This is a genomic window from Streptomyces sp. SUK 48 (genome assembly GCF_009650765.1).
Taxonomy (GTDB): Bacteria; Actinomycetota; Actinomycetes; order Streptomycetales; family Streptomycetaceae; genus Streptomyces.
The window spans coordinates 27676-53255 of record NZ_CP045740.1 but is presented as its reverse complement, the minus strand read 5'-3'; the positions used below and the strand labels follow the sequence as shown (position 1 = coordinate 53255).

Here is a 25580-nt window from a genome sequence, read left to right as displayed (position 1 = left end):
GTCCTCGTCGGAACGGTCGCCGAACAGGTTCAGACGCTGATCAGGAACGTCAGCGCCCGGCAGCACAGGAGCTGTCCGCCCCCACGCCGCATCCGTCAGACCGGGCGGCCTCCGCTCGGCCGTCTGCCCACAGAGTGCGGACATGCGCCAGATGCCGGCGCATGCAGTCTTCCGCGTCCTGGCCCCGGCCGGCTACCAGCAGGTCGAGGAGTTCGACGTGCTCCTGGGCGGAGGCGACGAGGCGTCCGGTCTCGTTCAGGCTGCCCAGTCCGAACAGGCGTGAGCGCTTGCGCAGGTCCGCCACCACCTGCACGAGGTGGTGGTTGCCGGCCAGGGCCAGCAGCGCGAGGTGAAACCGATGATCGGCTTCCAGGTACTTGAGGACGTCATGATTCTCGGCCGCCGTGACGATCTGCTCCGCCAGCGGACGCAGACCATCCAGTTGCTCGGCGCTCGCCGTCGCGGCGACCCGGCCCACGGTGGGGACCTCGATCAGGGTCCGGATCTCGGTGAACTCGTCGAGATCCCGCTCGGTCATCTGCGTGACCCTGAAGCCCTTGTTGCGCACCGCTTCGACCAGGCCCTCCCTGGCCAGGTCCAGCATCGCTTCGCGCACCGGGGTTGCGGAGACGCCCAGTTCCGACGCCAGGGTGGGAGCGGAGTAGATGACGCCCGGACGGAGTTCGCCCGCGATGAGGGCGGCCCGGAGCGCGTCGGCGACCTGATCGCGGAGATGAGTCTGGACGGAGATCATCCGCGATTCGAGATGAGGCATCTGCGCTCCTCTGTGTGCCCAGCCCAGTGATCTCCCAATATACAATGTCACGTTGCTCTGGAATCGGACGCGTCCGAGTGGCCGCCGAAAGAGCGCCCGGCCTGCCGATCAGCGCAGGGACGCCATCCAGGTCTCGACATCGTCCGCGCTGCGCGGCAGACCGGACGACAGGCACACGGCCCCGTCCGCCGTCACGACGAAGTCGTCCTCGACGCGCACCCCGATGCCGCGCAAGGTCTCGGGAACGGTGAGGTCGTCGGGCTGGAAGTACAGTCCGGGTTCGACGGTGAGGACGTGACCGGCTTCGAGCACACCGTCCGCATACGCTTCGCTGCGAGCACCGGCACAGTCGTGGCAGTCCAGCCCCAGCATGTGGCCCGAGCCGCACACGGTGTACCGGCGGTACAGCTCGGACGGGGAGGCGGAAGCCGTCCTGCCGTGCGGTCTGAGACCCCACGCGTCGAGTCCCTCGGCGATGACCCGCATGGCGGCGTCGTGGAAGTCACCGTACGGTGCGCCGGGCCGCAGCGCGGCGATACCCGCCGACTGGGCCGCGAACACCAGGTCGTAGACGCGGCGCTGGACATCGGTGAAGCGTCCGCTGACCGGTAGCGTCCGGGTGACGTCCCCGGTGTAGAAGGAGTCGGCCTCGACGCCCGCGTCCAGCAGCAACAGGTCCCCGTCCCGCACGGGGCCGTCGTTGCGCATCCAGTGCAGGACGCAGGCGTGTGCGCCGGCCGCCGCGATGGTCTCGAAGCCCAGGCCGTGGCCCCCGAGCCGGGCGCGCCGGTTGAACGTGCCCTCGATCCAGCGCTCTCCCCGTGCGAGACGTGTGGCGTGGCGCAGTTCACCGACGACGTCGTGGAAGCCGGTGACGGTGCAGTCGACGGCCGCGCCGAGCTCGGCTCTCTCCCAGTCGTCCTTGACCAGCCGGAGTTCGGAGAGGAAGAAGGCCAGTTCGGCGTCGGACCGGGGGGCCGGCGGCACCAGCGCGTCGATGTACGTGTCCTCGCCGCGCAGTACACGGGTCGCGACGTTTCTGCCGAGAGCCCGCTCCAGATCGTCGCGGGCGCGGACCTCGACGCCGAGTGCGTCCGAGGTCTGCGACAGGGTGCGGCGGCGGCCGATCCAGAACTCGCCGTGCCGACGGTCGCGGTGGAACTCCGCGTCCTGCTCACCGCGCGGTGACCGCGGCCGGGTGAACATGGTCACCGAATGGCCGTTCCCGGTCGGTTCGAAGACCAGGACGCTGTCGGGGACCGCCGACGTACCCTGCTCGGCGGTGAGATGGACGAATGCCGAGTGCGGCCGGAACGGGTAGTCGAAGTCGTTGCTCCTGACCTTCAGGCCGCCCGACGGGACGACGACCCGTTCACCGGGGAACCGCTCCGACACCGCCGAGCGCCGTTTCGCCGCCCACGCCGCTCCCGGCACGGTCGGCAGACGCAGATCAGTTTCCGCCCATCCTGACCGGAAGGGCCCGGCTACCGCCGCCGGTCCCTCACGATGATCGCTGTCCGTGCCGCGCACGTTGCCCTGGTCTTCCATGGATTCCCTCACGTGTCGGGGTCCTGCGCCCGGTGGCGTGGACCGGGCCACCGGTCAACCCACCTCGGTAAAGTGGCCACCCGCGGCCGTTCGCAACCCCCTGGAGTGGGCGCGGACGGAGGTCTCAGCCGCGGATCCGGGCCATCCACGCCTCCACCTCCTCCGCCTGGCGCGGCAGGCCGGCCGAGAGGTTCTCGTTGCCCTTCTCGGTCACCAGGATGTCGTCCTCGATCCGTACGCCGATGCCGCGATACCGCTCGGGAACGGTCAGGTCGTCCGACTGGAAGTAGAGGCCCGGCTCGACGGTGAGCACCATGCCCGGTTCCAGCGTGCCGTCCACGTACGTCTGCGTCCGGGCCTTGGCGCAGTCGTGGACGTCCAGGCCGAGCATGTGCCCGGTGCCTGCCAGGGTCCAACGGCGGTGCAGCCCGAGCCCGTACGCCTCCTGCGCCGACCGGTTCCCGAACAGGCCCCAGGCGGCCAGGTGTTCGGCCAACACCTGCTGGGCGGCCTCGTGGAAGTCCCGGTACGCGGCACCGGGCTTGACCGCGGCGATGCCGGCCTCCTGCGCCGCGTACACCGCCCGGTAGACCTCGCGCTGCACCGGGGTGAAACGGCCGTCGACGGGCAGGGTGCGGGTGACGTCGGCGGTGTAGAGGTCGCGGGTCTCCACTCCGGCGTCGAGCAGCAGGAGATCCCCGGGCGAAGCGGCGCCGTCGTTGCGCACCCAGTGCAGGGTCGTGGCATGAGATCCGGCCGCGCAGACCGATGCGTAGCCGACGTCATTGCCCTCGATCCGCGCGCGCGTCCAGAACGTGCCCTCGATGAGCCGCTCCGGAGTAGGTGTGGTGGCGCCGAGCGCGCGGACGACGTCCTCGAAGCCCAGTGCGGTCGCCGCACAGGCGAAACGCAGGTCGGCGATCTCGAAATCGTCCTTGACCAGGCGCAGCTCGGAGAGGAACGCCCGGAATTCGGCATCGCCCTCGGCGCTCACCTTGCTCGCGAGAGCGTCCTCGACGCCCGTGTCGTGACCGCGCAGCAGGCGAACGGGGCCGGTGACCGCGCCGAGCCGGCCGGCCAACGTGTGGACGTCGCGGCACAGCAGGCCGAGCCGCTGCTCGTTCTCGGCGAGACTGTTGCGGCGCCCGTCCCAGAGCTCACCGTGGTAGTCGAGCCAGAACTCGCCGTCGCCGCGGTCGGAACGGGGGAGCAGATAGACGGCCGCCCGGTGTCCGCCGGACTCGTCGGGTTCCATCACCAGCACGGCATCCCGCGACTGGTCGCCGCTCAGGTAGACGTAGTCCGAGGCGGGCCTGAACGGATAGGCCGTGTCGTTCGCGCGCACCTTCGACCGGCCGGCCGGGACCACCAGCGTTTCACCGGGAAAGCGAGCGGACAGCGCCTTTCTACGGCGGGCGGTGTGCACCGCCTGCGCGATCGGTTCGACATCGCGGCGCTCGGTGTCGGCCCAGCCCCGCTTCATGTTCTCGGCGAGTTCGATACTCACTTCGCGGTACAAACCGTTCTTGCGGTGCCTGTTCTCGTCGGTCTCCGTCGTCACCGTCATCTCCTGTACCGATTCGGTTCTGGAAATTCCTCGCTGCCTGTCGCGTCGACCGGAGACTGCCAAATCACTTCGCCGGTAACAGCTTCGAGAACATTCGTCCTCCCCAGGGCGTTCACCGCCCAGCCCTCGCCTCGCTGTCAGGCATGCTGTCTCTCCTTGGAATCGCGGCCGCTCCGTCAGCGGCCGGCTGGCGCAGTTCCTGAAGCGCATGAGGACTTTGTGGCGTACGCGCCGAGGCGGTGGGAAAGTCGTCGAGGACGGGAAGCCCCACGTTGCCGGAGCAGCGGTGCCAGGGTGAGCCTTCCACGGCCGGCTCCGCGAGGACAACGGGCTGGGGCATAAGACAACGCGCGGACCAGGCATAACGTTTCGACACGGGGCACCGGCGCGCGCCGGAGGGGACGCCGGTACGCCCCGGAGTCAACGGTCTCTCGTTATGTACACAGACACTTCCGGACCGATCACGGGTACGCGCGCGTGGATGAACGATGAGCTGAGGATGATCCTCTGGAGTGGACACCCTGACAATGGATCTTGATGGTCCAGGGAGGGGGACGTAAGTCTCCGTATCCGGAGGAGTTCACGAAAGACGCTGTCGAGCTCTACCGCGCCGCGGCCGGGAAGCGGACGTACTCGGCGGTGGCCGCGGATCTCGGGATCATGGCGGAGTCCCTGCGGACGTGGGTCCGCAAGGACGACTCGCAGGCCGTGCCTGGACGCCGTGAGGCGGGCGGAAGCGAGGCGGAGGAGATGGCCCGGCTGCGGGCGGAGAATGCCTGGCCGCTGAAGCAGAGAAGGAATGGCAGTTGCAGCGTGAGTCCTGCGCCGGGCAGCCGCCTATTTCGTCCGGGAGGTGAAGTGACCCCTCACCGCTGGGACTTCATCTCCGAGAACCGCGCCAGTCTCGGCGTCAAGCGGATCTGCCGTGCGCTCGGAGTCTCCCGCTCCGGCTACGACCGGCACGTAGCCGCCGCGCAGGCCCGCGCCAGGCGCCAGGCCGAGGAGAAACGGACCGTGGGCGAGATCCGTGCCACGCCGACCACTGGATGTGCCAGACCCTCGACCTGGACTACGACATCGTCCTCGACCTCGACATCGCCTTCGCCCGCCGCCCCACCTGGCCCGTCCAGCCACGGGTCCGTCATCCGCAGGCTCTGCGCGAAGCGGTGGAGCGCCTCGAAGTCGAGGTTCCATCACCCGGACCAGGCACTGGCCGATCAGCTGGAGGAGTTCTCCGCCAGCTGCTGAGCCGCTCCGGGAGACCCCGCGCATCCCAGGAGCCTGCGCATCCCATGGTGCTGCCCTTCCTGAGGAAAGGGCAGCACCATGTACCCGTGATTTATATGGGGGTTGACACTCGTCGGGCTTGCTCCGGCGGTATCGATGTGCCCCGGGGCAGATCTCGACGCACATCGGACGTCAGGGGTTCCCGGTGCTGACCCGGATCATGCTGACATCCGTGTCCGGCGGCGTCGAGGACGACCATCCCGGCCTCCACGCCGCGCAGGACGTCCTCGGTGAGTCGCTCACCGGGTAGCACCGCCGGGATGCCGGGCGGGTAAGGGGTGAGCGTCTCGGTGCTGACGCGGCCGGCTGCCTTCTGCCAGGGCACCTGCTCGACCCGGCCGAAGAAAGCGCCGCGGGGCAGCCTGACCTGGCCCGAAAGGGAAGGGGGCCGGGCGCGCGATCAGTCAGCGGACGACGCGGACGAGCTTGTGGTTGGCGAACTCCTCCATCCCGAAACGTCCCAGTTCACGGCCGAAGCCAGACCGCTTGACCCCGCCGAAGGGCAGCTCGGCGGCGGTGCCGGCCGGTCCGCCGACGAAGACCATGCCGGTCTGGAGCCGGTGGGCCACCCGCTCGGCCTGCTCGGCGTCGTCGGTCTGCACCGAGGCGCTCAGCCCGTAGGGGGAATGGTTGGCGAAGTCGACGGCCTCGTCCTCGGAGCCGACCTTGAACAGCAGCGCGACGGGGCCGAACAGCTCCTCCTGGTAGGCCCGCATGTCCGGGGTGATGCCCGCCAGCACCGTCGGCTCGTACCAGGCGCCCGGGCGGTCGATGCGCCGACCGCCGGCCAGCACGGTCGCCCCCTTGGACACGGCGTCCTGGACCTGCTCGTCCAGCGTCTGCGCGGCCTTGTCCGAGGAGAGCGGGCCCATGAAGGTATCGGGGTCGGTGGGATCGCCGGGAACGATCGCACGGACCGCCTCGGTGTACTGCTGGGCGAAGGTGTCGTAGTGCTCGTCCAGAGCGATGATCCGCTTGGCGGCGTTGCACGCCTGGCCGGCGTTGGCCATCCGGCCCATCAAGGTGTTTTTCACCACCCGGGACATGTCCGAGACGCCGAGAATGAGGTAGGGGTCGGAGCCGCCCAGTTCCAGCACGACCTTCTTGAGGTTCCGGCCGGCGATCTCGGCCACCGCCGCTCCGGCCCGCTCGGAGCCGGTGAGAGAGACACCCTGGACACGCTCGTCCCCGATCAGATCCGCCACCTGGTCGTTGGTGGCGAAAATATTGACGTACGCGCCCTTGGGCAGCCCCGCGTCCAGGAACAGCCGCTCCATCTCCAGGGCGGACTCCGGGCACTGCGGCGCGTGCTTGAGCAGTACGGCGTTGCCGAGCATCAGATTCGGCGCGGCGAAGCGGGCCACCTGGTAGTAGGGGAAGTTCCACGGCATGATCCCCAGCAGCGTGCCCACCGCCTCCTTGCGAACGACGGCCCGCCCGCCGGAGGCGACGTCCAGCTCCTCCTCCTTCAGAAAGTCCTCGCCGTGATCGGCGTAGTACCGGTAGATCGAGACGACCGTGCCGATCTCGCCGAGGGCCTGCTTGACCGGCTTGCCCATCTCCCGGGTGATGACCGCGGCGAGCTGCTCCCTGCGCTCCTCGTACAGGTCGGCCACCCGGTGCAGCACGGCCGCGCGCTCGGACGGTTCACGGGTGGCCCACGCGCGCTGCGCGCTGTCGGCGGACTCCAGCGCCGCACGGAGGTCGGCGTCGGTCGCGGTGGGGTACTCCCGCACGGTCTCACCGGTCGCGGGGTTGACGATTCGGTACTTCTCCATGGCGTGTGACGTCCTCTCGTTGGCCGGCCCGCCCCGGTCTGCTCCGTCCGGGTCACTTGGTCCGGAAAACCGCAGGCGGATGCGATGCAGCCGTACGTTTTCGGATGGTATGGACGACCGCCTACCCGTCGAACGGACCGGGACACCCGGACCTGCCCGTCTCCTCTGGTCTATCCGAGGTCTGGCCCGGGCGCCCGTCGAGCGGCGCGGCCGACCGGCGTCTCCGTTCCCCAGAGGGACCGTCGTACAGAGGAGTGCGAGGTGACGGTGCGCCTGCTGAAGGCGGACGAGCGATCGGCCGCGCCGTGGAAGACGTAGCTGCTTGCTCCGGGCCACGTTGCTTCGTCACGCCTGGCCGGAGGCGGGGCTGTCTACGGTTGGCGGGTGGGTTCGGCGGCGGGGAGTGTGAAGGAGATGCGGGTCCCGGGCCCGTCGGCGGGTTCGAGGGTGATGGTGCCGCCGTGGTGTTCGACGACCTTCTTGCACATGGCGAGGCCGATACCGCTTCCGGGGTAGCGGTCCTTGGTGTGCAGACGCTGGAAGATGACGAAGACGCGGTCGGCGTATTCGGGCTCGATCCCGATGCCGTTGTCGGTGACGGTGAAGCGCAGCAGTGTGTCTTCGCGGCTCACGCCGATGTGTATGACGGGGGCGCGGTCGGGGTCGCGGAATTTCACGGCGTTGGAGAGCAGGTTCTGCCAGAGCATGCCGAGTTGGGTGCTGCTTCCGGTGACGGTGGGCAGGTCGTCGCGGGTGACGCGGGCGCCGGCTTCCTCGATGGAGACGCTGAGGGTGTCGAGGGTGGTGTCGACGAGGGCGTCGAGGTCGACGGGCTCGCTGTCGTGGGGGAAGCGGCCGATCCGGGAGAAGGCGAGGAGGTCGTTGATGAGGACCTGCATGCGGTTGGCGCCGTCGACGGCGTAGTTGATGTACTGGTCGGCGCGGGCGTCGAGGTGGCCGGCGTAGCGGCGTTGGAGCATCTGCGTGAAGGTGGAGACCTTGCGCAGGGGTTCTTGCAGGTCGTGGGAGGCGATGTAGGCGAACTGCTCCAGTTCCTCGTTGGACCGCTTGAGATCGGCGGCCTGTTCGTCCAGGAGTCGGCGCTGGCGCTCGCTGGTGGTGAGTTCGTCGGCCAGACGGCGGCGCATCGACTCGATGTCCGCTCCGAGGTGGCGAAGATCCGCCGGTCCCCTCACGGTGATGTGGTGGGCGAAGTCGCCGCGGGTGACGTGCCCGGCGTCCTCGCTGAGGCGGGCGAGCGGGGTGGTGACACCACGACGCAGACCTTCGAAGACGGCCGTGACCATCAGCACGATCACCAGCGCGATGGCGGTGAAGATCCAGTTCCGCAGCCGTTGCGCGGCCATGAGATCGTCCACGGCGTCGGCACGCGCCTGACGGAAGTGATCCTGCTGGGCCGTCATCGCCTCCCTGAGGTGGTCGAAGGCGGCCTTGCCCTCGGCAGCCCGGTCCGTGGCCAGCCGTACGGGAGCGCCCGGCGGAGCACTGGACACCGGGGTGGCCACGCGCTGCTGCCACGTCCGCGCCCGGTCGAGAACGGTCGCCAGGTCGGCCAGGCCGCCTGCGTTGCCGGCCAGGAGATGACGGAGCTTGTCGACGGCCGTCTTCTCGTCGGCCAGTCCCTGCCGGTAGGGCTCCAGGAACTGCGTCCGCCCGGTCATGCCGTATCCGCGGATGCCCGTCTCCTGGTTGACCAGCGCGATCTCCAGACGCACGGAGTTCGTCAACGAGGGGGAGCGGGTGTCGACCAGTTCGTCGGTGATCGACGTCGCACGGGCTATCGCCCAGACGCCCAGAGCACTGAGGAGGACCAGCACGAGAAGGGCCGTGCCCATTCCGGCGCGCAGCCAGTGGCGGGTCGTCCAGTGCGCTGGGGCCCCCTCGCGGCCGGCCGTCTTCTGGCGTGCCTGACCTGCGGTCATCCTCGGTACTCCTTGCTCAGAGGCCGCTCTGGTACGTCCGCGGCGGACACACTTTACTGCCATGACAACGACAGTTGTCATGGGGCGGAAAGTGGTCATACAGTGAGCCGCATGCCAGGCATCCACTTCTCACTACGGATGACCGACGATGAGATCGCGGCGATCACGACTCGCGAGGTCGACGAACTCGTGACGCACCTCGTGTCGGAAATGTGCGTGCTCCAGCGCGGCCCCGTGGAGTACACCCGTGAGCAGGCGACTGCCCTGGCGCACCTCCACCTGCTCACTCACCTGAAGCGGGCAGTGGACGAGCTGGAAGCGGAAGCGGCGCACTGGGCCGCCGACGCCGGAGCCGGCTACCCCCAGATCGGCCGCGCCTCCAACATGACCCGCCAGGGCGCCCGCCGCCGCTGGCCAGGACTGCTCGACCAGCAACCTCGCCCGCCCCGAAACCGGGAGTACCCGATGATGACCGCCCCTGCCCGCCCCTACGACGTCCTGCTGGTGGAGGACGACGAGGCCGACGCTCTCCTCATCGAGGACGCCCTACTGGCCCGCGGCGCCCGCAACCTCACCCAGGTCCACGACGGCGTCGCCGGCCTCGCCTACCTCCGCGACCCGGCCAACCCCCGCCCCGACCTGATCGTCCTCGACCTCAACATGCCCCGCATGAACGGCCGCGAGCTGCTCACCGTCATCAAGGACGACGCGGGCCTGCGCACCATCCCGGTCGTCGTCCTCACCACCTCCTCCGCCCCGGACGACGTGTCCAGCGCCTACCAGAAGCACGCCAACGCCTACGTCACCAAGCCGGTCAACCTCGACGACTTCGAACGCGCGGTCCAGAGCATCGATGCCTTCTACCTGGAGACCGTCACCCGCCTCCCGCGCACCTGACACCTCCGGTCCCGGGGAACCCGCCGTCCCAACAAGACCGAACGGCCGGAATGCACGACCACCCGGTGCTGTACATGCCTTCGGTCTCAACGCCCTCCTCCGTCTGCGCCGGCCCATTCGGGCCCGCGCCGGCGTCCTCGCGCTGGTCATCGCCCCCGCCTCCTCCATGACCGGGGGCGTGCGCGTCCTGAGCGTGAGCGGCGAGATGGACCACCACACCGGTGACACACTGCGTGAGGCCCTGGGAGCCTGCACGACCGACCCACCGCGGGTCGTGGCGGACCTCCACCGGGTCTCGTTCATGGGCTCCAGCGGCATCAACATCCTGATCAGTGCCCACCGTGCTCTCACCGAGGCAGGCGGCTGGCTCCGCCTGGCAGCGCTGTCGGCACCCGTCTTGCGCACGGTGCAGATCGTCGGCCTGGACACGGTCATCGACTGCCACCCCACCCTGGACCAGGCTCTGCACCTGTGACGCCAGCCGGACCGAGCCGCCTCCACCGCAGGCCGCGCCCGCCGAGCCCGGTGTACGCATCCGGGAGGCCGCCCCGCCCGGGTACCGACGGACGTCGGTCATGAACCAGGCCGTCGTGCCTCCAAGCTGGGTGGACCCGTCGATCGCGGAGGCGGTGGAGCGGCAGTCGGTGCGGGCGTTGAGGCTGTGAGGCTTATCCGAACTGGAGGGGGCGGCGGCCGTACGACCAGCCGGCCCTGATTGATCGGGCAGGCCCCGCACCGAGCGCCTCCGCTCGGCAGTGTCTTCAAATGATCACTGCTGAGGGATCATGGTGTGGTGATACGTCGCCATGAACTGTCTGATGCCGAGTGGGAGTTCGTCCGGCCGTTGCTGCCCGAGTCGTTGCGGGGGCGGAAGCGGCTGGACGACCGCAGGGTCCTGAACGGGATCGTGTGGAAGTTCCGCACCGGTGTCGCCTGGCGGGATGTGCCCGAGCGCTATGGTCCGTGGGCCACGCTGCACACACGGTTTCGCAGGTGGGCGGCGGACGGGACGTTCGACCGGATGCTGCAGGCCGCACAGGCGAAGGCGGACGCGGCGGGAGACGTCGAGTGGCTGGTGTCGGTCGATTCCACGGTCGTCCGCGCTCATCAGCATGCGGCCGGAGCCCGAAAAGGGGGCTCCGCGACCCAGCCCTCGGCCGGTCCAGAGGCGGCCTGACCAGCAAGATCCACCTGGCCTGCGACGGCAGAGGCCGCCCGCTCGCCTTCGTCCTCACGGGCGGCAACACCAACGACTGCACCCGGTTCATCACCGTGATGGAAGCGATCCGGGTGCCCCGCCCGGGACCGGGGCGACCCCGCGTCCGGCCTGATCACGTCCTGGGCGACAAGGGCTACAGCTCAAGAGCCATCCGCAGCTGGCTCCGCCGCCACGGCATCCCGCACACGATCCCCGAGCGGGCCGACCAGGTCGGCAACCGGGCCCGGCGCGGCAGCCGCGGAGGCCGCCCGCCGACCTTCGACCGCGAGACCTACAAGCACCGCAACGTCGTGGAACGCTGCTTCAACCGCCTCAAGCAGTGGCGAGGCATCGCCACCCGCTACGACAAGACCGCCCAGTCCTATCAAGCGGCCGTCACCCTCGCATCACTCCTGATGTGGGCGTGACATTTGACGACAGAACCTAGGCCTCGATGAGGACGAGTCCGAAAGCCTCCAGACCTCTGGTGGTGAAAACGAAGGCGTCGAAGTTCAGCAGGCCGGGGTCCTTCCGATCATCATGGTCAGCGGGAAGCCCTGACGGGGTGGGACGTTCTCCCAGCCCGACACCCACCCGGACGCGCACCGACTCGATACTCACTCGCCGCTGGGGTCCTGGGCGGCCGACCACGCCGCGTACGAGGCGGAGAGCGATGCGATGACATCGCTCTTCTGCGGCTTCCAGTCCAGAGGAACCGTGGCAGCGGAGGTGTCGATGATCTCGGACCGGTCGAACACCCTGTACAGGGGCTTCTCGTCCTTGATCGAACGGCAGGCGACGGCGTCGGTGCTCCCGGCGACACGAGCGGCGGCTTCCACGACCGAGTACACGGCCGTGGGCTGGGAGTCCGCCAGCAGACAGGTGCGCCCTTCGTGTGCACCTGGCGAGCGCAGGACTGCCACGAATGCCTGGGCGAGGTCATCGACGTGTATCCAGGACCACACCTTGTCGAGCCGTCCCCGATGCACTGGCCCGGTGGACCGGGCTTCCCGGAACCAATCTCCGACAATCGAACTGCGTGCGTCGCCGCCATGCACCATCCCTGGCCGCAGAACGGTGTACGGCAGTCCTGTGTCTTGTAGTTCGGCTTCCAGCCGCGCGCGGACGTTACCGGCGTCGACGGGAGTTTGTGACGTCAACGTCGCGTTTGTGTGCTCCCCGTAGATCGAGCAGCCGCTGGTATACACCAGGTGCCGTCGGCCTCCTGCGTCGGCGAGAGCACCGAACAGGGCGCGGTCGCCGCCCATGTGGTCGTCCGGGTCGTACGCCGTGTGAACTACCGCCTCCGCGTCGCCAAGGATCTCGTTCAACGTCGCGCGATCGGCAAGAGCACCTCGTATCGGCCGGACATCCGAATTCGCCAGCATCTTCGCCCTGCGCGAATCCGGGTCTCGAGTCAGGGCAGCGACCTGGTGCCCCTCGGCGGCCAGAGCAGTTGCAGTGGCATACCCGATGTAACCGGTGGCCCCTGTGATCAATATGCGCATGTCAGGATGTTACGCCGAACGATGTGATGGGGTGTCATGGAAGCGACGACCTCTCCGACGTTGGTACCGCGTCTTTCACTGCGCGGCCGACGCCCCAGCGGCTCGGACACGCCTGTGAGTAACCCTGGCTGTTCGATCTGGTCGGGTCGGCGTTACCCGAGACTCGAGCCGGGCATTCCGCCACGGAGTGGTGGTATTGGCGGCGCCGGTGATGGCGGTGCTGGTGGACGGAAGCTGCGCGATGTCCGGGAGAAGCCCGCGAAAGACCGCAGGGGAGGAATATGTTCACCAGGCATCGCGCGGGCGTACGGGCAGAGCCGCGCGCCACAGTTCGGTGCGGGGCAGGAACGGATCGAAATGGACTCGGCCCCGGAGCCCGAGTTCGATGGCCCGCTGTTCCAGATGCTCCCGTAGGGGTCCTTTGCCGATCACCCCCTCGACGCGGCCGGCGACCAGGACCCGGAACGCGCCCGCGCGGCGGAGCGTGAGTGGCTCACGCGTCTCGCGGACAACCCGGCCTGCGCGCCGGCCCCGTTCGGCGGGAGGGACGACGGCGAGGGGCGCCACCGCCTCCAGTACCGCTCGGTGGCGGCGTACGACGATCTCGACCGCGTCGCCCGGCGGCATCGGGTCAGCCCGGAGACCGCCATGCTCGCCGCGCTGGCCCACGATGTCGCCGCCCGTACCGGCGAACACCGGTTCCTCGCCTCGGTGGTGGTCTCCAACGCTGGATCGTCGGGACCAAGTACGGGCGCGGCCTGTTCAGGATCGGCCTCAGCGACGGCAAGGTCCGGTGGCGGCGGCGTCTCGACCGCCGCGGCACCCGCCCCGTCTACGCCGACGGGGTCGTCCACCTCGGCACGCGCGCCGGTACGGTAATCGCGCTGAACGCCGAGACCGGCCGCAGACCTCACCGGCCACGGCGGGGGGACACGGTTCTGAGCGTACGGAACGGAAGCGGGCGACCGCCCGGGTGCGCCCGCGTCGCCGCGCGGACGGTGGTCACCCGCCCGGCGGAACCGGCGCGGGGCCGGCCTCGGCGGGCAGGCGCTCCAGGAAGCCCGCCACGGTCGTCACCGGTCCCGCCCAGCCCAGTCGGCGGCCGAGCCGTGTCATCTGGGGCAGTTCCAGGCTCTCGTCCGCCGTGTCGGCGACATGCGCCGGCCAGTCGACGACCGGGCCGTCCCAGGCGACCCGGCCGTTCGCCAGGACGATCACGCGGTCGAAGTGCTCCACGCAGAAGTCCATGTCATGGGTGATGGCGAGGACGGTCCGGCCGTCGGCGGCCAGGCTGTCGACCAGGTTCCCCAGCAGGACGATCGAGGCGTGGTCCTGACCGGTCGTCGGCTCGTCGAGGACGACGACCGGGGTGTCCATGGCCAGGACCGAGGCGAGGGCGACCCGCTTGCGTTCGCCGAGCGACAAGTGATGGGGGTGGGTGTCGCGGGCCGCCGTGAGGCCCGTCCGCCGCAGGGCCGACTCGACCAGCTCCGCGCGGCGCGCGGCCGGGAAGCGGAGGTTGCGCGGCCCGAACCCCACCTCCTTGACGACGCTCGCCGCGTGCAATTGGTCGTCCGGGTTCTGGAAGACGAATCCCACGGTGCGGGCGAGTTCGGCGATGCCGAGCCCGTCGGTCGGCCGGCCGTCGATCTCGATGGTTCCGGAAGCCGGACGCTCTATGCCGACGAGGTGCCGTGCGAGGGTGCTCTTGCCCGCGCCGTTGGCGCCGACGATCGCCACCCGTTCACCGGCCCCGACACCGAAGGACACCCCGTCCAGGGCCGTGGTGCCGTTGGGGTAGCGGAACGTCAGGGAATCGATCCGTATGATCATCGCCGGTCTCCTCGGTCTCCTCGGTCTCCTCGGTCTCCTCGGTCTCCTCGGTCTCCTCGGTAGAGGCGGCCCGCCGTCTCGCCGAATCCCTCGGCGGCGGCGTCGAGGGTCACCGGAAGCGGCTCGCGGTCCGGCCAGAGCCGCCGGGCCGCGGCCCGGCGCGCGGCCACCGTGTAGCGCAGGGGTGAGACCCCCCATTCCTCCAGCCGTTCGTCCGCCAGTACCTCACCGGGCGGGCCCTGCGCCACGATCGCTCCCCGGTCGAGGACCAGGACGCGGTCGGCGGCGCGGGCCAGGCGTTCCATGCGGTGTTCGATCAGCAGCACGGTCACGCCCTGCTCCTTGAGGGTGCCGAGCGCGTCGAAGACCAGCGCGTTCCCGGCCGCGTCGAGCTGCGAGGTCGGTTCGTCGAGCACCATGACGGTCGGCCGCATGACCAGGATCGACCCGATGGCCAGCAATTGCTGCTGGCCGCCCGACAGTTCGTACGGCGACCGGTCGCGCACCCCGGTGAGTCCGAGGTCCTCCAGTACGGGGTCGATCCGGGCCGCCATCTCGTCCCGCGGGACGCCGAGATTCTCCAGGCCGAAGGCGATCTCCTCGCGTACGGAGAAGCGGGCGCCGGATATCTGGTTGAACGGATTCTGCATGACCAGCCCGACCTCGCCGACCAGTCCGGACAGCGGTGTTTCGGCCAGATCCCGGCCGTTGACCCGGACCACTCCCTCCGCCGTACCGCCGGTGAGATGGGGAACGGTGCCGCTCACCACTCCGGCCAGGGTGCTCTTGCCCGCGCCGCCGCCGCCCACCACCGCGCACAGTTCGCGCGGGGCGACCTCGAAGGCGACATCGGTGAGGGCCGGCCGGGAGCCGGTGGGGTAGGTGAAGGAGAAACCCTTGACTTCGATCAACGCAGTACTCCCCAGACGTTCACGGTGACCGCGAGCGCGGCGCAGAGCAGCATCGCGGCGCGGAGGCAGCGCTGTACCCCGCTGTCGGGGACCTCCGTGAGGCTCGTGGGACGGCGGGTGGCGCCAAAGCCCCGGGTCTCCATGGCGGCGGCCCGTTCACCCACGTCGGTGAAGGCGCCGAGAATCAGCGGGCCCATCAGCGGTACCAGCGCCCGCGCCCGGCCGCGCAGCCCGTGGATCACCTGGCCGCGTGCCTGCTGGGCATGGAGGATGCGCGTGGCGCGGCGGTTGAGCGCCGGCACGATCTGAAGCGCCGCCGACACGATGTAGATGAGGCTCGGCGACACGTTGCGTTCGCTCAGGGCGCTCATGAACGCGCCGGCGTGGGTGGTGAGGAGCAGAAGGAAGAACCCGCTCATCAGCACCAGGATGTGCAGCGCCGTCTGCAGGGCGAAGGAGACGCCCTCGCTCTTCAGCTCCAGCGGGCCGAGCCGGGCGATGACCTCGTGGGCGCCGGGAAGAAAGAATCCCTGGATCACGAACAGGACCACGGCCACCGGAACCCAGAACGTGGCGAGCAGGAGGAGGAATCGGCGTAATACTCGCGCGCCGATCGCGACCGGAAGGAGGAGGGCGGCGAAGAGCAGCAAGGGCCACCGGTAATCCACCACGGCGAAAGCGCAGACGGTCACGGTGACGGCGAAGGCGAGTTTCGTCAGGGGATTGAGCCGGTGAATCCCGGAAACGCCGTCCGCGCGGGCGGCGTCCCGCACGGCGTTCACGCCGCCCTCACCAACTCGGCACGCGGCGCAAGGACATGCCGCTCCCGGACGAACGGGAAGCGGTACAGGAATCCCGGTGGCAGGCCCTTGAGAATGGCCATCGCGAGCACCACCGTCAGCGCCTTGTCGAGCGGATCGGCCACCAGCCCTTGCAGGGTGGCCGCCTTGAGCATGCCGTTTCCGAACGCCTGGAAGGTCGCGATGAGCGCGGACTGGCCCACCGATCCGCTGGCGTTGCCGAAGACGAAGGCGGTGATGGGGGCCGAGATGACGCCCGCCACCACTCCGATCAAGCCACCGGCGAGCACCGCGGTGGGCAGCCGCCGGAACATCCCGGCGCGGGCCAGCACGCCCGCGGTGAAGCCGATCATGGCCGCCGTCACGGCGTACGGCAGGGCGCCGGGAGTGATCGTCATGCCCACGATGACACTGGCCAGCGCCCCGGTGGCGGCCCCGGCGGCAGGCCCCGCGACCACTCCCACCAGCACGGTGCCGATGGAGTCCAGTTGCAGGGGAAGGCCGCTGAAATAGACGATCTTGCCCATCACGATGTTCACCGTGATGGCCACGGGTAACAGAGCCACGGTGGTGGGAGGCAGCCGGGCCACCGCGCCGGAGACGATCAGCAGGGCGCCGAGCGTGTAACCCACCAGCGCCAGCAGCGCGATCGGGCCACCCACGCCGTGCTTCGAGGTGGGGTGGACGGCGATGAGCCCCGCGTAGGTCACGAGCACCACGCCGGTGCCCCAGCCGATGCGCCATCGTTCGTTCAGCCATGGCGGGGCGGAGCGATTGAAACCAGCCATTGTTTGACCTCATTCCACCGGCAGCCAGGTAATTACCGGAAATTCAAGCGCGCACACTAGCAGGGCCTCTCCAATGCGTGTCAACGCTCGGTGACTTTACCGATTCCTGGGCAACCGGGGAGCCGACCGGGGGCTGTAACTGCCCTCTCCAGGGGGTTGGTTGACAATGATCGGGTGCCTGGTGTGGGATCGCTCGGGTAGCTGGCCAACCGGTCACGATGGTTTGTCCGGGTTGACGTGAGGTGAACTCTTCGCCATCTCTCGGACAGCTCTCAGAATTAAGGAACGTGGCATGGATGTTTTCCGTTCTTTTGCCGATGCCTATACGTCCGGCCTCCAGGCGGTCCTCGACGAGGGAAGCGACATCGCCTCGGTCCGCGACCCGCTCTCCAAGGCATCCGACTTCGGCCGCAACGACCGTCCCTACCGCGAAGTCATCGCCCACCGCAGCACGGTCGAGGACCCGACGTCCTGTCTCGCCGTCACCCCGCACCTGCCGGTGAACCTCTCCTACTGCTTCGGTCTCCTCGCCTGGTCGCTCGACGGGCGCAACGACGTGGAGACCCCCGCGTACTACCGCCGGGGCGCCCACGAGTATTCGGACGACCAGCACACCCTCAGCGGCGCCTTCGGCCACCGGCTCATCACGGCCAACGGCAACCAGCTGGAGGAGGTCGTCGGCCGCATCGAGCGCGACCCCGCCCACCGCCGCGCCTTCGCCCTGGTCCTGGAGCCGCAGGACAACTTCCGTCAGTCGCGGGAATACCCCTGCGCCGTGGGCGTGCACCTCTTCCTGCGGGACGGGGCTCTCGTCTGGCTCACCGTGATGCGTGCCCAGCAGGCGCTGACCGTCCTGCCGTACGACGCCTTCCTGTTCATGGGCATGCAGCAGTACGCCGCCGGTCTGCTCGGCGTACCCGCCGGCCGGTACATCCACCAGGCCGGCACGTTCCACTTCTACGAGAACGAGACGGCGCTCGCCCGGAAGATCACGGACGACCCGGCGGTCCCCGCCTCCCTGCCCGCCTTCCCCACCACCCCGGAGGGCGCCCGCGAGGCGGCGCGGGAACTCGTCGAGCTCGAATCCCAACTCCGTCAGGCGGCCTTGGCCAAGGACACCGCCGCGGTCGACAAGATAGCCGCGACGCCGGCCGTCACCGACTACGCGGACGTGGCCCGCGCCTGTCTGGCCACCCACGCCTACCGCAAGCTCGGCGACACCACCTCCCTGGTGACCAGCCGCGCGGCCGAACCCGCCGTGGCCGAGCTGATCTCTTCGATCTGATCACCGGAATCGCAGGCCCCCACGTGATACTGACGGTTCGTACCCCCCTGGAACTGCGATGTCCCGACTCCACCGCCCGGCAGGAGCTGGCCGACCGCCTCTCCCGCCGCCGCGAGCTCTTCGAGCGGGCCGCTGACCCCACCCCCCACCCGGTCCGGGACCCCTACCTCTTCCCGATCATGGCCGCCCTGGTCCCCGTCGCCACCAGCCGCGGCGGCGAGGTCGCCTACCCTGGCGACCCCATGTGCCTCTACTCGGCGCTCTCCCTCACCGTCGAGCGGTCCGTCGCACGCCTGGAGCGAGGGCTCCCCGAACAGCCGTCCCTGGACGACGTGGCCGCCGACTGGGGTCGCTACCCGGACGACGCCTACCGCCTCGCCGAGGACGGACCCCGCTCCGTGCTCGTGGCGGACAGCCGTACCACCGACGGCCATGTCTTCGACCCGCGCATCTGGGACGACGTGGCCCGCACGGCGTTCATCACCGAACTCCGGGCACTGCGCCCCAGGGTGCTGCTGCTCAGCTCGGTGTCGGCCGGCCACCGCTATGCGCTGGAGATGGCCGAACTGGCCAAGGAGCACGCCCCCGGCTGCCTGGTGATCGTCGGCGGCAGACACGCCGACGAGACCGTCCGCTACCAGGACGCCACCGGCACGGCCGACCTGTCCTGGAGCAGCACCGTGGAAGTCATCCGCGACGGCCGCGCCCGGCCCGTGGTCGACTTCGTGGTCGCGGGGGACGGATCCCCCCTCCTCGACCTGCTGTTACGCGCGGTCGCACTGGTCATGACCCCCGAATCAGGCACCACCTCCGTCGAGGAGGTCCTCGACGCCCTCGATCTCGTCGCCGCCCACGACGGGACGATCAAGGGGGCCGGCAACATCGTCGGCCTCACGGCGGACGAGGCCGTGCTCGTCCCCGTGCGGGGTGAGCGCATCGACGCGTCGCAACTCCCCTCGCCGTACCAGGCATTCTCCGTGCGAGCCCGGTTCGGGATCTTCACCCGCGCGGGCAGCTCCCCGTGGGCAGCCGGACCGCCCATGTGATGACACTGGACGCCTGCCCCTTCAAGTGCACCTTCTGCTCCGAGAGCATCCAGGTCTCCAAGCGACCCACACGCTTCGCGGTGTCCGAGACCGAGCACGTCGCCCAGCGCATCGAGCAACTGGTCGACTGGGGAACGGAAGCCGCCTTCTTCGACGACCCCGTCTTCTGGGGCGGCAACTGGAAGGCCATCACCGACTTCTGCCACGACCTGGCACGCCTGCGCGCCCGCAATCCGCAGTCACGGTCGTTCGAGTGGGGCGCACAGCTCACCGTGGACGTCGTCCTCAACCGTGCCAAGGCGCAGGAGGTCCACGAGGCCCTCGACCTCATGCGGGAGAACGGCTGCACCTACGTCTACATCGGCATCGAGAGCATGGCCCAGCAGGTCATGCGCAACGTCGGCAAGAACCTGCTGCGCCGCAACCCCGAGGCATGGGTGAGCAAGGTACGGGAAGCCCTGAGCACCATCAGGGACCACGGGATCCGCGTCGGCAGCTCCGTCCTGTTCGGACTCGACGGCGAGAACCGCGACTCCATCGAGGAGACGATCGAGGAGATAGGCCGGCTCATCGACGACGGACTGCTCGTCATGGCCAGCCCCAACATCCTCACCTACCACCCCGGCACCGCCATCACCGCGGCACACGGGCAGGACCGGCTCGACTACCACTCGCGCAAGGACAACCGGCCGCCCTACACGTACTTCGAAGAGGCGTACCCCGAAGTGGTCTCCCGGCTCCTGGACGAGGACGACATCTGGTTCATCCACGAGGTCTCGGCCAAGCGCTGGGGCAGCACCCGCAACAGCGCCGCCGAGTCGGCGACCCCCGTAGGCGCATGACGCCCACCAGCGGAAGGATTCCCTTGAAAGACCATGTGCTGGACGTCGACGAGAAGAGCTACTGGGGGCCGTACTACTCGTACTTCCCCGCGCTCGCCCGCTACATCCCGCTGGGCGAGTACGCCCGCCGGGTCCGCCCGAGGGCCTGCGTGCTCGGCGCCTCGGACGGCAAGTTCGCCCTTCCCCTGCTCCGCGCCGGCTGGGAGGTCGTCGGTGTCGAGACCGACGCGCTCTTCCTGAACGGGGGCGAGTTCGACCTGGTCGACGGCCACCACGAGGTCGTCGGCCTCCGGCAGCGGCTTGCCTCCGAGGGCCTCACCGACGACTGCGTCATCGTTGAGCAGGACTACATGACCCTCCCGGCCTCGGGCGACTTCCAGCTGGTGATGGGCAGCGGCCTGTGGTCGATGCCCCCCAACCGGGCGCACACCCTGGAAGCGCTCATCCACCACGCGATGGACATGGTCGCCCCGGGCGGCATCTTCTTCGGCGAGTACCTGATCGGGCTCAACGACGAGGAGCGCCGGTGCGGTTACTACCCGCCCAGGGAGGGGATGGACACCATCGTCGACCGTCCCGGCTGGCAGCTCTTCGAGAACGCCGACCTCGGCATCCGCGGCGAGAGCCACCTCGGCTACGAAGAATGGCACTACCACCGATACGCCGCCGCCATCGTGCACCGCATGCCGCTGCCCACCACCCCCGAACCGGCCCCGTGACCTCCACGGACCTCGCACGGACCGGCGGGCGCCCCCAGCTTCCCGGGGGCGCCCGCCCGGCGGTCGTCGTCTCGGACCTGGACGGCACCCTCCTGAACGCGGACCACGAGGTCGGCGAGCGCACCGCCCAGGCCCTCACCGCGGCCGTGGCGGCCGGCGTGCATCTGGTCCTCGCCACCGCCCGGCCCGCCTGGTCCGCCCGGCAGGTGCTGCTGCCGCTGCGCGGCCTGGGCGCGTCCCTCGTCTCCTCGAACGGCGCCGTCACCGGCGATCTGGACGACCCCCGGCCGCGGCGGGTCCGCGCCATGGCACCGGCCCGGGTGCGCGAGGCGCTCACCCTCCTCGGCCCGGTGCCCTGGGCTCTGGACCGCCCCTCCGGGCGGCTGCTCGGACCCGACTGGCCGGACGTCCTCAGCAGCGGGGGAGCCGACGCGCCCCGGGTCGGCCAGGTGCCGGACGACGAGGACGTCCTCTGCCTCATGGCCCTGCGCGCCGACCCGCCCCCGCCCGCCCTCCTCGCACCCGCCGGTCTCGGCTGGACCTCCTCGGACGCCGGACTGGTCGAGGTCTCGGCGCCGGGGGCCGACAAACGGTCGGCCGTCTCATGGCTCCTCGGCACCCGGGGTCTCGACTGGAGCGCCGTCGTCGCCTTCGGCGACGCGCCCAACGACCTGAGCCTGCTGCGCGCGGCCGCCAGGGGGGTGGCCATGGCCAACGCCGTTTCTGACGTACGGTCTTCGGCGACGGAACTGACGGCCTCCCACGACGAGGACGGGGTGGCCATGTGGGTGGAGAGGAACCTGCTGTGAGTGAAGAGAACCCTTCCGGCGGCCCACCGGCGGGGAAGATATGGATAGTCGGCGGCCCGGGCTGCGGCAAGTCGACCCTCGCCGGACTGCTGACGGGGTCCGAGGCGCCCCCGGTCTGCCTGGACGCCCTGTTCTGGGGACCCGAGTGGACACCGGTGCCGGAGGAGGAGTTCCTCGCCGAGGTCGGCAAGGCACTCGAGGGCGAACGCTGGGTGGTGGACGGCCAGTTCCCCGCCGCCGTCGCGGCCTACGCGCACACCGCCGACTGCGTGGTCTGGGTCGACCCGCCGCTGCGCCTGGCCTGGCCCAGGCTGCTGCGCCGCACCCTGCGCCGCTGGATACGCCGGGAGAGGCTCTGGGGCGGTACCCGGGAAACCCTGTGGACCGTCGTCGGCCCCCGCTCGATCCTCTGGTACGCCCTCAAGGTGCGGGCGGACCAACAGCGCGCCAACCAGGAGCTGTTCGCACGCCTGGCGAGATCCGGCGTGCGCCTCGTCCGGTTCCGCGGCGGCGACGTACGCGACCTCGTCGGCCGGATCCCCCGGTGATCCTCTCCAGGCCGATGCACCAACCCTTTTGTCAATGTCGGGAGTTACCCATGGATGTCCGCACCTACGACACAGTCGGCGCGCTGCCCGGCGCCGACTGGGACTCTCTCACGTCCGGGTCCACCATCTACTCGACCGCGGGCTTCCAGGGCGTACGTGAGGAAGAGCTTCCGTCCGGGGCACGGGCCCGGCGCGTCACGGCCCATGACGCCCAGGGCGCCATGGCGGCAGGGCTCGAGGTCTACGCGTTCGCCCGGCCCCCGCACGCGCTCTACACGCCGGCCGATCTGCTCGCCGGACTCGTCGACGAGGAGCGCCACGCGGCGGTCGCCTCGCGGCCCCTGGCGATCGGGGCGGGCTGGTCCGAGTTCCGGGGCCAGGTCGTCCACCACCCGGACGCCGGGCCCGAGCGGCGGGCGGCGGCCGTCGAGGCCCTGACGGCCGAGGCCCTGGCCTTCGCCGAGAAGGCGGAGGCGTCCGTCCTCGCCTACTACTACCTTCCCCGCGAGGACGCGCTCGATCTCGCCCGAGCCCACGAGGATGCCGTCGTCCTCTTCCACGACGTGGAGACGGTGCTCCCGGTCGGCCTCTGGGACGACCTGGAGGACTACTACGCGTGGCTCCCCGCGAAACGGCGCCCCCGTGCCCGCCGTGAGGTGCGCACCTTCCGCGAGAGTGGGCGCACCGTGCGCGAGGTGGCGCTGCCCGAGGTCGTGGAGCGCATCGCCCCCCTCAACAGCGCGCTGATGCGCAAGCACGGCCATGACTACGGGGTCGCCAAGGCGGCGGAGGTCTACGGCAGGCAGGGACGGCACCTGGGGGAGCGCAGCACCCTGCTGCTGGCCGAGGAGGGCGAGAACCCCGTCGGCTTCGCCCTGCGCTACCGCCACCAGGACATGCTGTACGCCCGGGTGGCCGGTTTCGACTACGGCTACGAGAACAAGGCGGACTACTTCAACCTGGTCGTCTACCACCCCATCGCGCAGGGGACGGGCCGGTCCACCCGGGCCATCCACCTCGGACTCGGCACCTTCGAGGCCAAGCTGAGCCGGGGTGCCCAGCCGGTGCCCCTGTACACGGTGCTCGTGGGCGTGGACCGGCCCCTCGGGGCCGACCCGGACGCCGTGCGGGAACGCAACCGCGAGGAGACCGAGGCGTTCGGGGCCGCGTACGCGCGGCACGTGGTGGGCGGCGTCGACACGAAGGACTGGCAGCTGTGAAAACGCGTACCGCGCCGCGGACCGGACGATGCGCGAGGAGGCCCCGGCCATGACCGAGACCAGGCATCTGACATCGATCGGCGAGATCGCACGCGACACCTGGGACTCCCTGGTGCCCGCCTCCTGCTTCTACCAGAGCCACGGCTGGCTCGCCGGGCAGGAGCGCCCCGACTTCGCCGCGGCCACCTACACCGTGGTGTCCTCGGACGGCAGGCTGCTCGCCGCCACGCCGTCCTACGACTTCCCCGCGAGGAACGCCCCGCCCCTTCCGCCGGTCGCCGCCGACCGTGCGGTCCTGCGCGTCGGCACCCGCACCGGCTACCACAACGAATTCCTGCTCGCCGGAGCGGAGGCGGAACGGCGGGTCGCCCTGGCCGAGTTGGTCGAGGGCCTGGCGGAGCACGCCGCCCGGCTCGGCCGCGACGCCCTCCTCTTCGACTTCCTCACCACCGACAGCCTGCGGTCGCTCGCCGCTCTGTTCCCGGTCCGGGCACAGCTGCGCAGCGCCGAGGCCGTGATCCACAACGAGGAGGGCACCTTCGAGTCGTACCGCCGACTGCTCGGACACAACGTCCGCAAACGTGACTACGAGGTGCGCAAGTTCGAACAGGCCGGGCTCTCGCTTGCGACGGCACCCCTGTCGGAGTGCGTGGACGAACTGGCGCCGCTGATCGGCCAGACCATGGACCGGTACGACGCGTCCCTGGACCTGGCGGAGATCCGGGCGTTCCTCAAGGTCCAGGCCGAGCACCTCGACGGCCTCAGCACGGTCTTCCGTGTCGTCGACGAGGAGGGCGGTCTGGTCGGCGGGCATGTCGCCTTCGCCTGGCGGGAGATGCTCTACGCCCGGGTGGCCGGGTTCGACTACACCCGGACCCGGGGCGCCTACGAGTACTTCAACGCCGTGTACTACGGCCCGCTGCGGCACATGGAGCGGCGCCGACTCGACACCCTGCATCTGGGCCTGTCGGCGGTGGAGGCCAAGGTCAGGCGCGGGGCGCGGCTCCATCCGGTCTGGGCGGCGGTGCTGCCGCTGCCGCTGGTCCGGGGCGCGGGACTGACCCGCGACACCGCCGCCGACCAGGCCCTCGCCGACTCGCTGCGGGCCGAGGCCGGCGGCGGAATGGACGAGGAGGAGTGGGAGCTCGGCCGGATCACCCCGCTGTGACCCGTACGACGGACTTCCCGGGGTGACGCGCTGCCGACCGGTACGGCACCCCGGGCGAGCCTCGGCCCCCGGGACCCGCGCGGGTCCCGGGGCCGGAGCCCTCATCCCCCGGCGGGCCAGAGGGTGGGGCAGAACTCCGGGTCCGCGTAGTCCGGTTCGCCGGACGGGGTCCGCCGTACCAGGACGTCGTGCTTGTACGGCTGCTGGCGGCCGTCGGAGTCCCGGTAGTGCCGGTAGGCGTTGGACCCGTCCTGGAGGTGGAACGAGATCGCGCGGCGGGGGCGCGGACTGCGGTTGGGCCCGCTGCCGTGGTACAGGAGGCAGTGGTGGAAGGTCATATGACCCCGCGGTATGTGCACGGGCACCCGTTCGACGGTGGCGCCGTTGCGCTCCGCGTCCCCCTCCAGCAGGTAGTCGCGGGCCACGTCGGCGGGATCGCCGGCCGGTCGCTCGGCGCCGTGACGCCGTTCCCACCGATGGCTTCCCGGCACCATCGTGATGGTGCCCGCCTCTTCCGTGCAGTCATGGAAAGGGATGAAGGCGGTCAGCATGTTGTCGGAGGAGCAGGTGGGCCAGAAGTATTTGTCGAAATGCCAGGAGACAATGTTCGACGTTTCTTCCGGGGCCGCCGGCTTGTAAATGAGAGTCGCCTGGAAGGTGCGTATCTCCGGAGTTCTCGCCAATCGCGCGGCCACGGCCGCTACGAGGGGTTTACGGAGAATTCCGGCGATGGTCTCGTCCCGGTAATGAATGTAGTCGCTGTTGCGCTGGATCTCGCCGTCGGCGGCGGACCAGTCGGCCAGCCGGTCCGGTCGAACAGGTAGCTCGCGACCCCTTTGACCTGCGTAGAAGCGCTCGCTGGCCTCGGTCAGAGCTTCGGTCTCCGCGTCGCTGAGCAGCTTCTGCGAAAGATACCAGCCGGTTTTCTCGTAGCGCAGGACATCCTCGTCCGACGGCAGCAGCTTTAATTCTTCCTCTGTCAATACCGAATATTCCGACACCGTATCCTCGTCTCTCTGGACGTCTGTCGAACCGTCGGTCCGCAACGCACTCTAGCGTATGGGTGAGGCGTGTGCTAGGTTCATTTTCAAATTGGTGCGATCGAAGGAC

22 protein-coding genes and 2 pseudogenes are annotated in these 25580 nt (G+C 69.7%); 11 read left to right on the top strand and 13 right to left on the bottom strand.

From position 1 onward, the window contains the following. Nucleotides 1-49: 49 nt before the first annotated feature. From GHR20_RS00235 to GHR20_RS00205, 6 genes and pseudogenes are all read right to left on the bottom strand, one after another. A complete protein-coding gene (locus GHR20_RS00235) occupies nt 50-775 on the bottom strand; it encodes a GntR family transcriptional regulator (RefSeq protein ID WP_194858755.1) in 726 nt (241 codons plus the stop codon). Between the two features lie 108 nt (nt 776-883). Continuing rightward, complete coding sequence (locus GHR20_RS00230) at nt 884-2323, bottom strand: aminopeptidase P family protein (protein ID WP_153811735.1); 1440 nt, start codon at nt 2321-2323, stop codon at nt 884-886. Between the two features lie 124 nt (nt 2324-2447). Then, nucleotides 2448-3890: an aminopeptidase P family protein gene (locus GHR20_RS00225; RefSeq protein WP_153811734.1), complete on the bottom strand. Its 1443-nt coding sequence runs from the start codon at nt 3888-3890 to the stop codon at nt 2448-2450. A 1419-nt stretch (nt 3891-5309) separates the two neighbouring features. After that, nucleotides 5310-5547: pseudogene (locus GHR20_RS00215) on the bottom strand (ornithine decarboxylase); the annotation flags it as partial. Nucleotides 5548-5581: 34 nt separating this feature from the next. Next, on the bottom strand, nt 5582-6955 hold the full coding sequence (locus GHR20_RS00210) for an NAD-dependent succinate-semialdehyde dehydrogenase (RefSeq protein WP_153811732.1): 1374 nt from the start codon (nt 6953-6955) through the stop codon (nt 5582-5584). Between the two features lie 371 nt (nt 6956-7326). Beyond that, entirely contained in the window at nt 7327-8898 is a 1572-nt protein-coding gene (locus GHR20_RS00205) for a sensor histidine kinase (protein ID WP_243877813.1), read from the bottom strand. Nucleotides 8899-9009: 111 nt separating this feature from the next. Here GHR20_RS00205 and GHR20_RS00200 point away from each other — a divergent pair, with 111 nt between their 5' ends. From GHR20_RS00200 to GHR20_RS00190, 3 genes and pseudogenes are all read left to right on the top strand, one after another. Continuing rightward, on the top strand, nt 9010-9795 hold the full coding sequence (locus GHR20_RS00200; protein ID WP_181515992.1) for a response regulator: 786 nt from the start codon (nt 9010-9012) through the stop codon (nt 9793-9795). A gap of 178 nt (nt 9796-9973) precedes the next feature. Then, nucleotides 9974-10270 (top strand): STAS domain-containing protein, encoded by a 297-nt coding sequence (locus GHR20_RS00195; protein WP_243877811.1) that lies wholly within the window; start codon nt 9974-9976, stop codon nt 10268-10270. A gap of 321 nt (nt 10271-10591) precedes the next feature. After that, a pseudogene (locus GHR20_RS00190) lies at nt 10592-11421 on the top strand (IS5 family transposase). 189 nt (nt 11422-11610) lie between these two features. On the opposite strand, the gene GHR20_RS00185 reads toward GHR20_RS00190, so the two are convergent. The 6 genes from GHR20_RS00185 to GHR20_RS36615 all read right to left on the bottom strand — a co-directional run bounded on the left by GHR20_RS00185 (nt 11611) and on the right by GHR20_RS36615 (nt 16764). Then, the gene (locus GHR20_RS00185) at nt 11611-12501 is read right to left on the bottom strand and encodes an NAD(P)-dependent oxidoreductase (RefSeq protein WP_153811730.1); all 891 of its coding nucleotides are present in this window, start codon (nt 12499-12501) and stop codon (nt 11611-11613) included. Between the two features lie 285 nt (nt 12502-12786). Then, on the bottom strand, nt 12787-13197 hold the full coding sequence (locus tag GHR20_RS37035) for a hypothetical protein (protein ID WP_208446822.1): 411 nt from the start codon (nt 13195-13197) through the stop codon (nt 12787-12789). Between the two features lie 306 nt (nt 13198-13503). Beyond that, entirely contained in the window at nt 13504-14334 is an 831-nt protein-coding gene (locus GHR20_RS00175) for an ABC transporter ATP-binding protein (RefSeq protein WP_153811729.1), read from the bottom strand. After that, on the bottom strand, nt 14331-15245 hold the full coding sequence (locus GHR20_RS00170) for an ABC transporter ATP-binding protein (RefSeq protein WP_153811728.1): 915 nt from the start codon (nt 15243-15245) through the stop codon (nt 14331-14333). The genes GHR20_RS00175 and GHR20_RS00170 overlap by 4 nt, the downstream gene beginning before the upstream one ends. Beyond that, nucleotides 15242-16018 (bottom strand): energy-coupling factor transporter transmembrane component T, encoded by a 777-nt coding sequence (locus GHR20_RS36620; protein ID WP_194858754.1) that lies wholly within the window; start codon nt 16016-16018, stop codon nt 15242-15244. The genes GHR20_RS00170 and GHR20_RS36620 overlap by 4 nt, the downstream gene beginning before the upstream one ends. Nucleotides 16019-16023: 5 nt before the next feature. Then, nucleotides 16024-16764, bottom strand: coding sequence for a hypothetical protein (locus tag GHR20_RS36615; RefSeq protein ID WP_194858753.1), 741 nt, complete (start codon nt 16762-16764; stop codon nt 16024-16026). 361 nt (nt 16765-17125) lie between these two features. Between GHR20_RS36615 and GHR20_RS00160 the strand changes: the two genes are divergently transcribed. The 8 genes from GHR20_RS00160 to GHR20_RS00130 are packed head-to-tail and all read left to right on the top strand — an operon-like array spanning nt 17126 to nt 24470. Beyond that, nucleotides 17126-18118 carry a thymidylate synthase gene (locus GHR20_RS00160; RefSeq protein ID WP_111587183.1) on the top strand — a complete coding sequence of 331 codons (993 nt, stop codon included), beginning with the start codon at nt 17126-17128 and terminating at the stop codon, nt 18116-18118. Between the two features lie 23 nt (nt 18119-18141). Then, on the top strand, nt 18142-19164 hold the full coding sequence (locus GHR20_RS00155) for a hypothetical protein (protein ID WP_153811727.1): 1023 nt from the start codon (nt 18142-18144) through the stop codon (nt 19162-19164). Further along, a complete protein-coding gene (locus tag GHR20_RS00150; protein WP_153811726.1) occupies nt 19140-20006 on the top strand; it encodes a radical SAM protein in 867 nt (288 codons plus the stop codon). Before GHR20_RS00155 ends, GHR20_RS00150 begins: the two co-directional genes overlap by 25 nt. A gap of 23 nt (nt 20007-20029) precedes the next feature. Then, nucleotides 20030-20725 (top strand): hypothetical protein, encoded by a 696-nt coding sequence (locus tag GHR20_RS00145; RefSeq protein WP_153811725.1) that lies wholly within the window; start codon nt 20030-20032, stop codon nt 20723-20725. Then, nucleotides 20722-21534 (top strand): HAD hydrolase family protein, encoded by an 813-nt coding sequence (locus GHR20_RS00140; RefSeq protein WP_194858752.1) that lies wholly within the window; start codon nt 20722-20724, stop codon nt 21532-21534. Before GHR20_RS00145 ends, GHR20_RS00140 begins: the two co-directional genes overlap by 4 nt. Then, complete coding sequence (locus GHR20_RS36610) at nt 21531-22082, top strand: hypothetical protein (RefSeq protein ID WP_111587186.1); 552 nt, start codon at nt 21531-21533, stop codon at nt 22080-22082. The genes GHR20_RS00140 and GHR20_RS36610 overlap by 4 nt, the downstream gene beginning before the upstream one ends. 50 nt (nt 22083-22132) lie before the next feature. Then, nucleotides 22133-23302 (top strand): GNAT family N-acetyltransferase, encoded by a 1170-nt coding sequence (locus GHR20_RS00135; protein ID WP_194858751.1) that lies wholly within the window; start codon nt 22133-22135, stop codon nt 23300-23302. Nucleotides 23303-23351: 49 nt separating this feature from the next. Continuing rightward, complete coding sequence (locus tag GHR20_RS00130; protein WP_153811722.1) at nt 23352-24470, top strand: hypothetical protein; 1119 nt, start codon at nt 23352-23354, stop codon at nt 24468-24470. A 101-nt stretch (nt 24471-24571) separates the two neighbouring features. Here the strand turns inward: GHR20_RS00130 and GHR20_RS00125 are convergent, their stop codons facing one another. Beyond that, entirely contained in the window at nt 24572-25516 is a 945-nt protein-coding gene (locus GHR20_RS00125) for a phytanoyl-CoA dioxygenase family protein (RefSeq protein WP_243877802.1), read from the bottom strand. Nucleotides 25517-25580 lie beyond the last annotated feature (64 nt).

Bases quoted from the DNA above. Each gene is read 5' to 3' on its own strand.
- GHR20_RS00230 (WP_153811735.1), bottom strand. From the start codon at position 2,323: ATGGAAGACCAGGGCAACGTGCGCGGCACGGACAGCGATCATCGTGAG.
- GHR20_RS00130 (WP_153811722.1), top strand. From the start codon at position 23,352: ATGACCGAGACCAGGCATCTGACATCGATCGGCGAGATCGCACGCGAC.
- GHR20_RS00185 (WP_153811730.1), bottom strand. From the start codon at position 12,501: ATGCGCATATTGATCACAGGGGCCACCGGTTACATCGGGTATGCCACT.
- GHR20_RS00210 (WP_153811732.1), bottom strand. From the start codon at position 6,955: ATGGAGAAGTACCGAATCGTCAACCCCGCGACCGGTGAGACCGTGCGG.
- GHR20_RS00225 (WP_153811734.1), bottom strand. From the start codon at position 3,890: ATGACGGTGACGACGGAGACCGACGAGAACAGGCACCGCAAGAACGGT.
- GHR20_RS00160 (WP_111587183.1), top strand. From the start codon at position 17,126: ATGGATGTTTTCCGTTCTTTTGCCGATGCCTATACGTCCGGCCTCCAG.
- GHR20_RS00175 (WP_153811729.1), bottom strand. From the start codon at position 14,334: ATGATCATACGGATCGATTCCCTGACGTTCCGCTACCCCAACGGCACC.
- GHR20_RS00235 (WP_194858755.1), bottom strand. From the start codon at position 775: ATGCCTCATCTCGAATCGCGGATGATCTCCGTCCAGACTCATCTCCGC.
- GHR20_RS00205 (WP_243877813.1), bottom strand. From the start codon at position 8,898: ATGACCGCAGGTCAGGCACGCCAGAAGACGGCCGGCCGCGAGGGGGCC.
- GHR20_RS00135 (WP_194858751.1), top strand. From the start codon at position 22,133: ATGGATGTCCGCACCTACGACACAGTCGGCGCGCTGCCCGGCGCCGAC.
- GHR20_RS00200 (WP_181515992.1), top strand. From the start codon at position 9,010: ATGCCAGGCATCCACTTCTCACTACGGATGACCGACGATGAGATCGCG.